The organism is Clostridium sp. HV4-5-A1G, assembly GCF_900184915.1.
Lineage (GTDB): Bacteria > Bacillota > Clostridia > Clostridiales > Clostridiaceae > Clostridium_B > Clostridium_B aromativorans.
This window is the reverse complement of sequence record NZ_FXYI02000089.1, coordinates 1-14,756: the sequence shown is the minus strand read 5'-3', so window position 1 is coordinate 14,756 and position 14,756 is coordinate 1. Positions and strand designations below refer to the sequence as shown.

The window sequence follows — 14,756 nt, the reverse complement described above, 5'->3', positions numbered from 1 at the left end:
GCTGCAGTAAGCTATAGGACTGAATCCATGCACGGGGCAGGTTCACCTCAGGCACAGAGAATAATGATAGCTAGACAGGAGAATTTGGGAGATAAAAAGAAATTAGCGAAATCAATTGCTAGAATAGAATAATATAGACTTATTAACAAAACCAATCCATAAAATATAGAAAGAAGTGAAGCATAATGAGTCTAAATAAAATAAAATGGAAAACTATGGATGGTAATGCTGCTGCTGCTCATGTAGCATATGCTTTTACTGAAACAGCAGCGATATATCCTATTACACCATCGTCACCAATGGCAGAATATATTGACGAATGGTCTGTGCAGGGGAGAAAAAATATATTTGGACAAAGAGTGAAGATTGTAGAAATGCAGTCAGAAGGAGGGGCCTCAGGCGCAGTTCACGGTGCACTTCAATCGGGATCTCTTTCCAGCACTTTTACAGCTTCGCAGGGATTGTTGCTGATGATTCCAAATATGTACAAGATAGCAGGAGAATTGCTGCCAGGTGTATTTCATGTTAGCGCTAGAACTTTGTCCAGTCATGCTTTGAGTATATTTGGGGATCATGGAGATGTCATGGCTACAAGACAAACGGGTTTTGCACTTTTGGCTGAAGGTGGAGTTCAGGAAGTTATGGATCTTTCACCAGTCGCACATCTCTCTGCCATTAAAGGGAGAATACCATTTTTGAGTTTTTTTGATGGCTTTAGAACATCACATGAAATTCAGAAAATTAGAATATGGGATTATGATGATCTGGCAAAAATGGTAGACTATGAAGCACTGAGAAAGTTTCAGAAAAATGCTTTGAATCCAGAACATCCTGTAACGAGGGGAACTACTCAAAATCCAGATATCTTTTTTCAACAGAAGGAAGCTTCGAATAAATACTATTTGAGGTTACCTGAGATAGTTGAAGACTACATGCAGCAAATAAATTCACTTATAGGAACTGATTATCATTTGTTCAATTACTATGGATCTCCTGAAGCCGATAGGATGATCATAGCAATGGGCTCAGTCTGCGATACTATAGAAGAAACTGTAGATTATCTAAATAACAATGGGGAAAAAGTAGGAGTTCTTAAAGTTCACTTATATAGGCCTTTTTCATTAAAACATTTCTTCAAATATATACCTGAGACAGTTAAAAAAATAGCTGTATTAGATAGAACAAAGGAAGCTGGTTCACTTGGGGAACCATTGTACACTGACGTAACAAATGCTTATTTTAGGAAAAATAGAGATATGATAATTGTTGGAGGACGATATGGTCTCGGTTCGAAAGATACGACGTCTTCGCAGATTGCAGCTGTGTATGATAGTTTAAGAGATGATTCTCCAAAGAATGGTTTTACAATTGGTATTGTGGATGATGTGACACATACATCACTTCCGATTACAAGACATTTATCAACGGTTCCAGAAGGAACAAAGCAGTGTAAATTTTGGGGACTTGGTTCAGACGGAACTGTTGGAGCTAATAAAAGTGCCATTAAGATTATAGGGGATCATACGGATATGTATGTTCAAGGATATTTTTCCTATGATTCTAAGAAATCAGGAGGAATTACAATTTCTCATTTGAGGTTTGGTAAGAAACCTATAAAATCTACTTATCTGATAAATTCAGCGGATTATGTGGCCTGCCATAATCAGGCATACGTATATAAATATAATGTTCTTGACGGCATCAAGGACGGAGGTACATTCCTTTTAAATACAATTTGGGATGGAAACGAAGTTGATGAAAAATTACCAGCGGCAATGAAAAAATATATTGCAGAACACAATATTAAATTCTATACCGTAAATGCTGTGAAGATAGCACAGGAAATAGGACTTGGCGGAAGAATCAACATGATAATGCAGTCGGCATTTTTTACACTTGCTAAAATCATACCTGTAGAAGATGCAACTAGGTATCTCAAAGAAGCCATAGCTGATATATATGGAAGAAAAGGTGAAAATGTAGTTAGGATGAATCAAAAAGCAGTGGATAGTGGAGCAGAATTTATTGTCAGAATAAATGTACCTAAAAGCTGGGCTGATGCTAAAATGGAGGAAAAGACGGAATCTGATAGACCAGATTATATAAAAAATATAGTGGATGTTATGAACAGACAAGAAGGAGATCTGCTTCCGGTGAGTTCCTTCGTTGGAATGGAGGATGGAACTTTTCAAAATGGAGCTGCGGCATATGAGAAAAGGGGAGTTGCTGTAAATGTTCCAGAATGGCAGCCTGAAAGATGCATACAGTGTAATCAATGTTCATATGTATGCTCACATGCAGTAATTAGGCCGATATTATTGGATGAAGGTGAAGTACAACGTGCTCCAAAGGGAATGAAATTTATGGATGCTAAGGGTGGAAAGAAATTTGATGGATATAAGTTTTCTATGGCTGTGAGTGCCCTTGATTGTACAGGATGCGGCAGCTGTGCAGATGTATGCCCTCGTGATGCCCTTGTCATGAAACCAATAGATACGCAGACTTGTGAACAGGAAAAGTTTGATTATGCAATTAAACTTCCAGTTAAGAATCCTATAGGCACTGATACTGTTAAAGGAAGTCAATTTGAACAGCCGCTGCTTGAATTTAGCGGTGCCTGCGGCGGATGTGGTGAGACTCCGTATATGAAACTCATAACGCAGTTATTTGGAGATAGAATGCTTATAGCTAATGCCTCTGGCTGCTCTTCAGCATGGTCAGGGTCTACTCCCTCTACTCCATATACTGTCAATGCTGAAGGCCATGGACCTGCATGGGCTATGTCATTATTTGAGGATAATGCTGAATATGGCTATGGAATGTATGTGGGTATCAACCAGACAAGAGAAAAAATGAAAAATATTGCTGAGAAAGCTATGGAATCTGATATTTCCAGTGAATTGAAAGTAGCACTGAGAGAATGGATAAAAAATATGAACAGTGCTTCAGAATCTAAAGCAGCAAAATCTAAAATCATGCCGCTGCTTGAAAAGGAAAAATATAAAAATGATCTTACTAAAGAATTGTTTAATTTAAGCGATTTCTTCATTAAGAAATCACAATGGTTATTTGGTGGAGATGGATGGGCTTACGATATAGGATATGGGGGCCTTGATCACGTATTGGCCACAGGTGAGGATGTAAATGTACTTGTAGTGGATACGGAAGTTTATTCAAATACAGGAGGACAATCTTCTAAAGCAACTCCATCATCGGCTATTGCAAAGTTTGCTTCGGGAGGAAAGAGAACGAAAAAGAAAGATCTTGGGCTTATGGCAATGACCTATGGGTATGTATATGTTGCTCAGATCTGTATGGGTGCTGATAAGAATCAGACACTTAAAGCTATAAGAGAGGCAGAAGCATATGAAGGTCCATCACTTATAATTGCATATGCACCATGCATCAATCACGGATTGAAATGTGGAATGAACAAAAGTCAGGAAGAGGGGAAAAGAGCTGTAGAATGTGGGTATTGGCCACTTTATAGATTTAATCCAGCATTAAAGGCTGAAGGAAAAAATCCTTTTATATTGGATTCTAAAGAGCCAGATGGAGACTTTAAAAATTTCTTATTAGGTGAGGTTAGATATGCTTCATTGAAAAAAATATTACCTGATAAAGCAGATGAAATGTACACAATAACGGAAAGAGACGCAAGAGAAAGACTGGATATATATAAAAAGCTGGCAAAATAAATTTTAGATAATAAATGAGCAGAATTGTGTAAAAAGTGAAAGACTCAAGTAAATTACATGTTATTACACAAAATGATGAACATTTGAAAATAGACAGAAAGAGAGTTTGTTTTTTCCTATTTATTAGTCGGGGATAGGAAAAACTCTCTCTCAATAATAACTGACAGCTAATTCATATCACTTTCTTAGATAGTGATATGGGGTATCTATAAATGAATTAATAACTATACTATAGTATAAAATAGGATTTTCAGCTGTCCATCATAATTATAACATGTAACAGAAATGGAGTAAATAAATACAATTTTACTGTTCTGCTCATTTATATAATTAATTTAATAATTAGGAGGATGGAGATATGGAAACAGAAGTTAAGAAAATTCCAAAAAGGCGTTGGACACATATTATTCCGGTTTGTATACTGGTTTATATTGTTGCATTTATGGATCGTACCAATATAAGTTTTGCCATTGCAGGTGGCATGAGTGAAGCTTTGAATTTGACAGCTTCCATGAGTGGACTTGCCTCTGGTATTTTCTTTATCGGCTACATGGTTTTGCAAATTCCAGGCGGGAACATGGCAGAACACGGAAGTGCAAAAAAATTTATTAGTTTTTCAATAATTGCCTGGAGTATATTTGCTATTGTAGAGGGGTTTGTTCATAATTCAACACAGCTTTTGATTTTAAGATTTTGTTTAGGAGTTGCTGAAGGTGGAGTTTGGCCTGCCATACTGGTTATTATTACTCACTGGTTTCCAATGGAAGAGAGAGGAAGAGCAAATGCTTTCTTTATCATGAATCTTGCTGTGGCAAATATGATAACTGGGCCTATTTCCAGTTGGCTAATTGTATTGAGCAGCTGGCGTCTTTTGTTTATAGGTGAAGGAATATTGGCATTATTATTAATGCTTTGTTGGCTGCCTCTTATTACGGATCGTCCTGAGAATGCAAAATGGCTTAGCAAAGAGGAAAAGGATTACATCGATTCAAAGCTTGCAGAGGAAAAAGCTGCCATGGATAAAAATGTAGCAGCAAAACTTACTTTTGGACAGGCATTGAGAAATATAAACATGGTTAAATTAAGTATTGTGTACTTCTGCTATCAAATAGGAGTTTATGGTTTTACTTTATGGCTGCCTACGTTACTTAAGTCAATTAGTAAAACGGGAATAACGGGTATAGGATTTCTTTCAATGTTTCCTTTCGTTGCAGGTATGGTTGGATTGTGGGTATTCGGTAATATAAGTGATAAAACACATAATTCCAAGATGTCGACTGCAATTCCCATGTTGTTATTCGGCGTATGCCTGATATGTTCTGTACAATTTGGCAAATATGTATGGGTATCCTATGCATTTATGATAGGATGTGGTGCATTTTATGAAGCTGGAAATGGACCATTCTGGACTATGCCTCCAATGTTATTTTCTGCAGATGTGGCAGGAGGCTGCCGTGGAGTTATAAATGCTATTGGAAATCTGGGCGGCTTTGTAGGACCGTATGTTGTGGGAGCGTTGATGACTAGATACAATAATGCTGTTGCAGGAATGTGGACTTTAGGAGTATTTTTGATCATAGGATTTTTCGTAGCTGTATCATTACCGGCAGTAACAAGTGGGCGTGGTTTTAGAGAATTAGAAGCTAATTCTAAGGCTAATTAGGTTTAAAATTGGTTTAGGGACTATTGAAAAATAGTCCTGCAAGAAAATAATATACAAAAAATGCGGTTTAAATTAGGACTATTAAGCCTTTTTCAAACGCATTTTTTGTTTTTTCAAGATATTTATTTATCTAAATTGCTATTTCAAATTTATTTCGTAACAGCTTCTTTGTAGTTAGTAGCATATAAAACTTTCTATTTGTTTTAAATCCATTCCGAAGTATGCCCATCTACCTCTATACCACCTGTATCCGGAAACAGATCTCCTGCCTACGTTGATTATCCAGGCCCAGAAAGGATTTCCTCTTTTCGGCCAGATATAAACATATTTAAATGTACAAGGTCTTAAAGAAGTAGGATCAACTGCTTTTAATTGAGGCCCGGATTTTAAATTTGATTTTTGTTTTGCGGGGGCGCTAATTGGAGGAGGACCAGGAGGAAGTTTATTCTGTTGTCTTGTCATCTGTGCAGGATATAAAAAAGTGCAAAATTGGCAGTAAGGGCAGTAAAGCTCTTCAAAAGGTTCCATTTCATTTTCAAATCTAAAGCTATTATAATTGTACATACATATAACTCCCATTTTTTACTCTTAATTTAATAGTATGGTTATAACTGTTATATAGTTACAAAATTAAATATTACATATAAAATGTTAAATTCATGTAACCTATGTTACGGAATTTCTTAAGGACTCCTGCTAATATAGATTTATCGAAAGAAATAAAAAGATCAGAAGGAGGAACATAATCATGGTAAATAAAATGTTTTGTTATCAATGTCAGGAAACAGCAGGATGTACAGGCTGTACTAAGGTGGGAGTATGCGGCAAAAAACCTGAGGTAGCAGCTATGCAGGATTTGCTTGTATATGTGACAAAAGGGATATCTGCAGTTACTACAGCACTGCGTGCTGAAGGAAAAAAAGTGAGTAGTGAAATAAATCATTTGGTGACATCCAATATGTTTACAACAATAACAAATGCTAACTTTGATGAAGATATGATAGTTTCAAGAATTCTTGAAACTCTGGAAAAGAAAGAAGAACTGTTAAAACAGCTGGACAATAAAAATGATCTTCCAGAAGCAGCAGCCTGGTACAGTTCCAATAGACATGAATTTGCGTTAAAGGCAGCTGGTGTTGGAGTTCTTTCAACAAAGAATGAAGATATAAGAAGTCTGCGTGAATTGATTACCTATGGTTTAAAAGGCCTATCAGCCTATAGCAAGCATGCAAATGCGCTTTTGAAAGACAATGAGGAAGTTGATGCGTTTTTGCAGAGGGCATTGGCAAAAACATTAGATGATACTTTGGGTGTGGATGATCTAGTGGCATTGACACTTGAAACTGGGAAATATGGCGTTAATGTCATGGAACTTTTGGATAAGGCAAATACATCTTCCTATGGCAATCCTGAAATTACAAAAGTAAATATAGGAGTAAGAAACAATCCTGGTATATTGATTTCGGGACATGATCTTAGGGATCTGGAGATGCTTCTAAAACAGACAGAGGGAACTGGCGTTGATGTGTATACCCATTCTGAAATGCTTCCAGCTCATTATTATCCAGCATTCAAGAAGTATTCTCATTTTGCAGGAAACTATGGAAATGCGTGGTGGAAGCAAAAAGAAGAATTTGAGAGCTTTAATGGACCTATTCTTATGACCAGCAATTGTATAGTGCCGCCTAAAGCTAGCTATAAGGATAGACTTTACACTACTGGTGCAGCAGGATTTCCAGGGTGTAAGCATATTAAAGGTGAAGTAGGAGAAGAAAAAGATTTTTCCCAGATTATTGAACATGCCAAAAAGTGTGCGCCTCCTGTTGAAATAGAAAGTGGTGAAATTATAGGGGGATTTGCACATAATCAGGTTCTTGCATTGGCAGATAAAATTGTGGATGCAGTAAAATCAGGTGCTATTAAAAAATTTGTTGTTATGGCAGGATGTGACGGAAGAGCCAGGTCCAGAAATTATTATACTGATTTTGCAAAAGCACTGCCGAAAGATGCAATTATTCTTACAGCAGGATGTGCGAAATATAAATACAACAAGCTTCAGCTGGGCGATATTGGAGGAATTCCCCGTGTACTTGATGCAGGACAATGCAACGATTCCTATTCATTGGCAGTGATTGCATTGAAATTGAAAGAAGTTTTTGGACTTGAGGATATAAATGATCTTCCTATTGTATATAATATTGCATGGTATGAGCAGAAAGCCGTAATAGTTCTGCTGGCACTGTTGTATCTTGGCGTGAAAAATATTCATCTTGGCCCTACTCTTCCTGCATTTCTTTCCGAAAATGTAGCTAATGTATTGGTTGAGAATTTTGGAATTGCAGGCATAGGATCAGTAGAAGATGACATAAAACTTTTCTTTGAAAAATAAAGTTCAAATATTTTATTGCTGGCTCTCCCGCTGCACTGAATTTATATTTTAACATCAATTGGCGAGAAATCTTCCACCTCCATAGGTGGTGTGATGGATCGCCTTTTTTTTTGATTTATGGTATGATCAATCTATAATATGAGAACACGGTTATGGATCCTAATCTTTTGATGCAAAGGAGGTGTTATTATTTTTCACATCAATGAAGAGATATTAGAATCTCATAAAAGGTGTATTCAATACGGGATAGATAAAGATAGGGTTTTCCCTACGAGAATACTTAAAAATGAAGAATTTCATACAGTGCTTAGAGAAAATGAAAAACTTATAAAAATTGCTGTTCCCTTTATGAAAGTGCTATATAAATTTTTAAAAGATTCAGGATTTTCGCTGTATCTTATAGATAAAAATGGCATTGTGCTTACGATTATAGGCGATAAGGATGTAATAGAGGATGAGAAAAAAATGGGAATTGTAGAAGGGGCTGACATGAGTGAAAGAAGTACAGGCACTAATGCAATAGGTGTTGCTCTTTATGAAGATTGTGCTGTTCAAATATCGGGAGAAGAACACTTTATAACTACATATTATACCTGGACTTGTTCTGCGGATATTATTCATGATGTAAAGGGTAATGTAATAGGATGTTTAAATCTTACAGGGAGACGCCAGTTAGAACACCCTCATACTCTAGGGCTTGTAGCTGCGTCAGTACGATATGTAGAAAACCAGTTAAAGGTGGAAAAAACCCAGTATGAATTATTTCAGGCACATCAATATATGGACAAGGTTATAAATTCTATTAATTCAGGAATTATTGCTGTGGATAATAATGGTAAAATAAGAGCCATAAATAACAGTGCCTGCGAACTTCTATATGTAAAGAAGGAAGTTGTTGGTGAGAACATAGACAGTATTTTAAATAATTGGGTATATATATTTAAAGAATTAAAAGAAGGTAGATTATATGAAAATAGAGAGATAATATATTCACATGAAGATAAGAAACAAAGGCTTAATCTGAATGTGTATCCTATAAGAGATCGAAATGGTGCTGTAATAGGAATGGTAGCCATGTTTAGAAATATGAATAAGGTATATAATCTTGTAAACAAATACATAGGTAAGACAGCAACTTATACCTTTGATGATCTGATAGGTGAAAGCGATATAGTACTCAAATTGATAGAGCAGTCGAAGGAGGTGGCAGATAGTCCATCTACAGTTTTAATCCAGGGCGAGAGTGGAACTGGAAAAGAGCTTATTGCCCAGTCAATTCATAATGGAAGTAAAAGAAAAAACTATCCTTTTGTAGTTGTAAATTGTGGTGCAATACCTGAAAATTTAATAGAAAGTGAATTGTTTGGGTACGAAGAAGGTGCTTTTACAGGGGCTAGAAAGGGTGGACGTGCTGGTAAATTTGAGCTTTCAGATGGAGGAACATTATTTTTGGATGAAATAGGTGAAATGCCTCTGGACATGCAGGTTAATTTGCTTAGGGTACTTCAAGAAGGGTGTGTTACAAGGATTGGTGGAAACAGGTGCATAGCTGTGGATGTGAGAATTATTGCAGCAACTAATAAGGACTTAAAACAAGAAGTGGAAAGGGGAAATTTTAGGGAGGATTTGTATTATAGATTAAGTGTGATTCCGCTGTATGTTCCTCCTCTTAGAGATAGAGGGAATGATGTGAAAATTCTCATCAATCATTTTTTAAAGGTTAAGTCCCTGAAATTGAAAAAGCCTATACCAAAGATAAACCCTGAATTATATCAGAAGATTTTAAATTACAATTGGCCCGGAAATGTAAGAGAACTTGAGAATTGCATTGAAAATATTGTAAATATGAATGGGAATACCTCTTTTGAATTTAAGGACTCGGATTTTCGTGAAACACAAATAAGTTGTAAGGAGGAGAATTTTGAGTATGATATGTATTCTCTAGATCAATGGGACAAAATAGCCATAGTAGATTGCCTGCATAAATGTAATTTCAATATTACCAAAGCTGCTAAAATTTTAAAAATAAATAGAAGTACCTTATATACTAAAATAAGGAAGTTTGATATAAAAATTAGATGATAAATATTTATCAAATTTTTATGGGCTTGAAATTGAAATAATGTATAAAAAAACAACAATGTTGTAAAATAAAACAGTAATTGAATAAATATTGTAGTATTTAACAACAATCTTATTTTTGAGAGAATTTGATTTGTAAAAAAATAATTAAAAATTTAACCTATTTTAAATAATTTATAAGCGCCATTTTAGTCGCTTTATTATTGTAAATAGGCTTTTCTTTAATTTGAAAATTTCTCATATTGTAATTTAGTGAGAATTATTGGAACGGATTTTGCTCTAAGATAACAGTACAATATTTTGTAAGTTAGGAGGTTTTTATTTTATGAAAGGTTTTGCAATGATAGGTCCAGATAAAGTAGGATGGGTTGAAAAAGATGCACCAAAAGCAGGTCCATATGATGCCATAGTGTCTCCATTGGCTGTATCACCATGCACTTCTGATATTCATACTGTATTTGAAGGGGCACTTGGAGAGAGAAGCAATATGATTCTAGGACATGAGGCAGTGGGAAAAGTAGTTGAAGTAGGAAATATGGTCAAAGATTTCAAACCAGGTGACAGAGTAATAGTGCCATGTACAACACCGGATTGGGGGACATTGGAATCTCAGTCAGGATATCCTCAACATTCAGGAGGAATGCTTGCTGGGTGGAAATATTCCAATTTTAAAGATGGAGTTTTTGCAGATTATTTTCATGTAAATGAAGCAGATGCCAATCTTGAAATTTTACCAGATGAAATACCTGTAGAGAGCGCAGTTATGATAACTGACATGATGACTACGGGTTTTCATGGTGCAGAATTGGCTGAGATAGAATTAGGACAGAGTGTGGTAGTTATAGGTATAGGACCGGTGGGGCTGATGGCTGTGGCAGGAGCCAGGCTGCGTGGAGCAGGAAGACTTATAGGTGTTGGAACTAGACCGGTTTGTGTTGAGGTTGCCAGGAGTTATGGGGCAACTGATATAATAAGCTACAAAGAAGGAGATATAGTTGAACAGATCATGAGCTTGACCCATGGAAAGGGCGTTGATCGTGTGATTATAGCTGGAGGAAATGTTGACACTTTAGCACAAGCTATAACTATGGTTAAACCCGGAGGAGTGGTTTCCAATGTAAATTATCATGGGAAGGGAGATTTTTTGCCTGTACCCCGTGAAGCATGGGGATGTGGAATGGCTCATAAAACCATAAGAGGAGGGCTTTGTCCTGGAGGAAGACTTAGGGTCCAAAGGTTAATAGATCTTGTAAGATATGGACGGGTTGATATAAGCAAACTTGTTACCCATGTTTATAGCGGTTTTGAAAATATAGAGAAAGCACTTTTGCTAATGAAAGATAAACCTAAGGATTTAATTAAACCTGTGGTTGTAATAGAAAAATAGTTTTTGAAATTTATTATTGTAGAGGTGGTTCCTAGGTTGGGATAAAAAACTTGTCTGCAAGTTTCTCCTCGTTTAAACCTTGGAATCACTTGATGAAAAGCTGGCAACTTACCCGTAATTTGAATCTTAGTTTAATATGTAAATAATTTTAATATAGCAGAATAATATGTCTTTATATTTTGCATATTAATGTATATAATTATTATAATATCATTTTTAATGTAGATGTAGTTATAAGTTACAATAGAAACTGTTGTTGTATAGAAGGAGGAAAATTATGGGCGATTTTAAAGTTCAAACTCAAGTACATTTTGGAGATCATTCTTTACAGAGATTAAGCAAATTTAAAAATGAGAGAATATTTATAGTTACAGATCCATTTATGGTCAAATCAGGTACTATAAATATGGTAACTGGAGAATTGGCAAAAACTCAATCTGAATATCAGGTATTTTCAGATATAACTCCAGATCCTTCCACAGATATAGTGGTAAGAGGTGTAGAGAATATGATAAAGTTCAATTCAAGTATTATAATAGCCTTGGGAGGGGGTTCCGCTATAGATTCGGCGAAAGCCATAAAATATTTTATTTCTAAATTAAATAAATCCAGAGAAAATAAAAAAATAAAATTTATAGCTATACCTACTACTAGTGGCACTGGCTCAGAAGTCACTGATTTTTCGGTTATAACAGATAAAAAAAATAATATAAAATCTACACTTGTAGCAGAGGAATTATTACCTGATGAGGCCATATTGGATGCGGATTTAGTGAAGACAGTTCCAGATTTTGTTACTGCAGATACCGGAATGGATGTATTGACTCATGCCATAGAATCCTACGTGTCCATTAATGCCAATGATTTTACCGATGCTTTGGCAGAGAAAGCTGTAAAACTTGTTTTTGAAAATCTTTTGAAAGCATATAGGAATGGAAATGATTTAGAGGCCAGAAAAAAGATGCATAATGCTTCCTGCATGGCAGGAATGGCATTTAATAATGCTGCATTGGGGTTAAACCATGGCATGGCCCATACCATTGGTGCTAGATATCATATATCTCATGGAAGGAGCAATGCTGTAATATTGCCCCATGTTATAGAATATAATGCGGACATCGAGGAATTTAATTCAGGTGAGTATTTGAAGACAGCTGAAAAGTATGCATATCTGGCAAACATAATTGGTGTACCTTCCAGCAGTGTAAGGCAGGCGGTCAGGAATTTAATTGAGGCTATAAAAGATCTTCTTAGAGATTTAAATATTCCTGATTCACTTAAACAATTAGGAGTACCTGAAAAAGAATTCAATGACAATCTGGAAGAATTGGCTAAAGTGGCTATTGAGGATAAAACCACCGGTACAAATCCTAGAAAACCGCAGGTAGAGGCTGTAAAAAAATTATTTAAGGATATTTATGATTAGAAAATATGGGAATTGACAAATATTCATTTCAATTGTAAAATTTACACATAGGAGTAGTGTACAAAAGACATATTTTTTAATATTTATAAAGGTATTTGTGGTGATAATCTATGGAAAAAAAACAAAGGGTAATACAGGAATATGTTCCGGGTAAACAAGTTACACTGGCACATGTAATAGCAAATCCCAATAGGGATTTATACAGAAAGCTTGGACTGATAAATGAAAATATGAATGCAATAGGGATACTTACTATAACTCCCAGTGAAGCTGCAATTATAGCAGCAGATGTGGCTACTAAGGCAGCACAGGTATATATTGGATTTGTAGATAGATTCAGTGGATCTTTAGTTATAACTGGAGATGTTTCCAGTGTGGAATCTGCTCTTCGAGAAGTGCTCAATTTATTGAGCAAGGTACTTAAATTTTCTGTAGCCGATATAACTAAATCATAGGGGAGTTGTTATGAAAACTTTATTGCTAATAGGAAAAACGGGTTCTGGGAAAACTACTTTTTGTCAAGCTATGTCAGGGGAGAAAATAAGTTATAAAAAAACTCAGACTCCAGAATTTTTAAATGGTGCATTTATGGATACGCCGGGTGAATATATAGAAAATAGACTCTATAGTGCAATTTCAGTTCTTTCAGCAGATTGTGATGTCATAGCTATTTTTCAGGAGTGTACAAATTTAAATGTTGTATTTCCGCCTAGTTTTGCGGGTATGTTTGCCAAACCGCTTATAGGTATAATAACTAAAATGGATCTTTGCAGAAAAAGCGGTGATATTGCTATATTAGAAGAAATATTGAAGATGGCGGGTGCTGAGAGGGTATTTAAAATAAGCAGTTTAGATAATACCGGTTTTGAAGAGATAAAAAAATATATTGAGAATTAAGGCATAATATATAGAAAAGTCTACGAAACAGTGATCCTGGATCAATTTTTCTGTATATTATTTTTTGTATAAAGAAAAATAAATGTTTGTAAGAGTTATAATATAGTTACCGAATTTTAATGTATAAGGAGATGGATTACTTTGTATCCTATAAAATTTGAGAATCTATATTATAAAAAAATTTGGGGAGGAAGAGATTTAGAAGCCTTCAGGAATAATCTTCCAGAGGGGAAGATAGGAGAAAGCTGGGATATTGCGTGTCATAAAAATGGTACAGGAATAGTGGCAAACGGAGAATTAAAGGGAATTAAATTTGATGAACTTATTGATAAACTAGGAGAAAGACTTTTAGGAACTGAAATTAGAGTGAAGAGATTTCCTCTTCTTATAAAATTGATAAATGCTACAGATAAACTTTCCATACAGGTGCACCCAAATGATGCATATGCAGGTAAAGTGGAAAATGATTCTGGGAAGTCAGAGGTATGGTATGTAGTAGATGCCTTTGAAGGTGCAAGTTTAATAGTAGGGACGAAGAAAAATTGTACTATGCAGCAATTTAAAAATGCAATTGAGCAGGGTAATCTGGAAAAGTTTATGAATAAAATACCTGTTAAAAAGGGAGATGTGTATTTTATAAAAAGTGGACTTGTTCATGCTATATGCGAGGGAGTTATTATAGCAGAGATTCAGCAGAGCAGTGATGTCACCTACAGAGTCTATGACTATGGTAGGGGAAGGCAACTTCATGTTAAAAAAGCACTGGATGTAGTGGATCTAAGTTTGAAGGGAGAAAAGAGCAGAGGAATTACCTTAAAAAGAGAAGGCTTTGAAAAGACCTATTTATGCCTTGCGAGAGAGTTTTCACTGGAATTATATGATATTTTGGATAGGGCTTCGGAAGACAGTGACAGAGAAAGATTTTATATATTTACCTGTGTTGATGGACAGGGAAAGATAATATATGATGGTGGATCTGAAACCATATCTAAAGGTGATAGTTTCCTTATACCTGCATTTCTGGGAAATTATACATTGGAGGGCAGGATGAAATTGCTTAAAAGCTATGTACCGGACTGCAGTAAAGTAGAAAATAGTATATTAAAGGAGATTAGAAAGTTTTAGTTTTGAGGTATGCCCCATGCATACCTCAAAACTTTTTTTAAAATAAATAAAAAAGTTCTTGCAAAATAACAATTAATATTATATAATAA

The 14,756-nt window shown here is 35.4% G+C and carries 11 protein-coding genes; 10 read left to right on the top strand and 1 reads right to left on the bottom strand.

Features of this window, described 5'->3' with window-relative positions:
* The 3 genes from J5G60_RS19075 to J5G60_RS10625 form a co-directional block, all read left to right on the top strand.
* Positions 1 to 132: 4-hydroxyphenylacetate 3-hydroxylase C-terminal domain-containing protein (locus tag J5G60_RS19075; RefSeq protein ID WP_150358303.1), on the top strand; the 132-nt coding region annotated here is incomplete at its 5' end.
* Between the two features lie 53 nt (positions 133 to 185).
* Positions 186 to 3,698 (top strand): pyruvate:ferredoxin (flavodoxin) oxidoreductase, encoded by a 3,513-nt coding sequence (gene nifJ / locus J5G60_RS10630; protein ID WP_150358304.1) that lies wholly within the window; start codon positions 186 to 188, stop codon positions 3,696 to 3,698.
* 358 nt (positions 3,699 to 4,056) lie between these two features.
* Positions 4,057 to 5,361: an MFS transporter gene (locus J5G60_RS10625; RefSeq protein WP_150358305.1), complete on the top strand. Its 1,305-nt coding sequence runs from the start codon at positions 4,057 to 4,059 to the stop codon at positions 5,359 to 5,361.
* A gap of 174 nt (positions 5,362 to 5,535) precedes the next feature.
* Here J5G60_RS10625 and J5G60_RS10620 read toward each other — a convergent pair whose 3' ends face one another.
* A complete protein-coding gene (locus J5G60_RS10620; protein WP_150358306.1) occupies positions 5,536 to 5,925 on the bottom strand; it encodes a hypothetical protein in 390 nt (129 codons plus the stop codon).
* A 184-nt stretch (positions 5,926 to 6,109) separates the two neighbouring features.
* On the opposite strand from J5G60_RS10620, the gene hcp reads away from it, so the two are divergent.
* The 7 genes from hcp to J5G60_RS10585 all read left to right on the top strand — a co-directional run bounded on the left by hcp (position 6,110) and on the right by J5G60_RS10585 (position 14,667).
* On the top strand, positions 6,110 to 7,750 hold the full coding sequence (gene hcp, locus J5G60_RS10615; RefSeq protein ID WP_150358307.1) for a hydroxylamine reductase: 1,641 nt from the start codon (positions 6,110 to 6,112) through the stop codon (positions 7,748 to 7,750).
* 189 nt (positions 7,751 to 7,939) lie between these two features.
* Positions 7,940 to 9,832, top strand: a complete 1,893-nt coding sequence (locus tag J5G60_RS10610) for a sigma-54-dependent Fis family transcriptional regulator (RefSeq protein WP_150358308.1) — start codon at positions 7,940 to 7,942, stop codon at positions 9,830 to 9,832.
* Between the two features lie 325 nt (positions 9,833 to 10,157).
* A complete protein-coding gene (locus J5G60_RS10605) occupies positions 10,158 to 11,219 on the top strand; it encodes an NAD(P)-dependent alcohol dehydrogenase (protein ID WP_150358309.1) in 1,062 nt (353 codons plus the stop codon).
* Positions 11,220 to 11,496: 277 nt separating this feature from the next.
* Positions 11,497 to 12,645 carry a 1-propanol dehydrogenase PduQ gene (locus tag J5G60_RS10600; protein WP_150358310.1) on the top strand — a complete coding sequence of 383 codons (1,149 nt, stop codon included), beginning with the start codon at positions 11,497 to 11,499 and terminating at the stop codon, positions 12,643 to 12,645.
* A 110-nt stretch (positions 12,646 to 12,755) separates the two neighbouring features.
* Positions 12,756 to 13,100: an ethanolamine utilization microcompartment protein EutS gene (gene eutS / locus J5G60_RS10595; RefSeq protein WP_150358311.1), complete on the top strand. Its 345-nt coding sequence runs from the start codon at positions 12,756 to 12,758 to the stop codon at positions 13,098 to 13,100.
* 10 nt (positions 13,101 to 13,110) lie between these two features.
* Positions 13,111 to 13,542, top strand: a complete 432-nt coding sequence (eutP, locus tag J5G60_RS10590; RefSeq protein ID WP_150358312.1) for a EutP/PduV family microcompartment system protein — start codon at positions 13,111 to 13,113, stop codon at positions 13,540 to 13,542.
* Between the two features lie 141 nt (positions 13,543 to 13,683).
* Complete coding sequence (locus J5G60_RS10585; RefSeq protein WP_150358313.1) at positions 13,684 to 14,667, top strand: type I phosphomannose isomerase catalytic subunit; 984 nt, start codon at positions 13,684 to 13,686, stop codon at positions 14,665 to 14,667.
* Positions 14,668 to 14,756: the final 89 nt, after the last annotated feature.

Coding starts and splice junctions, on each gene's coding strand:
- nifJ (WP_150358304.1), top strand. CDS start 186: ATGAGTCTAAATAAAATAAAATGGAAAACTATGGATGGTAATGCTGCT.
- J5G60_RS10625 (WP_150358305.1), top strand. CDS start 4,057: ATGGAAACAGAAGTTAAGAAAATTCCAAAAAGGCGTTGGACACATATT.
- J5G60_RS10620 (WP_150358306.1), bottom strand. CDS start 5,925: ATGTACAATTATAATAGCTTTAGATTTGAAAATGAAATGGAACCTTTT.
- hcp (WP_150358307.1), top strand. CDS start 6,110: ATGGTAAATAAAATGTTTTGTTATCAATGTCAGGAAACAGCAGGATGT.
- J5G60_RS10605 (WP_150358309.1), top strand. CDS start 10,158: ATGAAAGGTTTTGCAATGATAGGTCCAGATAAAGTAGGATGGGTTGAA.
- J5G60_RS10600 (WP_150358310.1), top strand. CDS start 11,497: ATGGGCGATTTTAAAGTTCAAACTCAAGTACATTTTGGAGATCATTCT.
- eutS (WP_150358311.1), top strand. CDS start 12,756: ATGGAAAAAAAACAAAGGGTAATACAGGAATATGTTCCGGGTAAACAA.
- eutP (WP_150358312.1), top strand. CDS start 13,111: ATGAAAACTTTATTGCTAATAGGAAAAACGGGTTCTGGGAAAACTACT.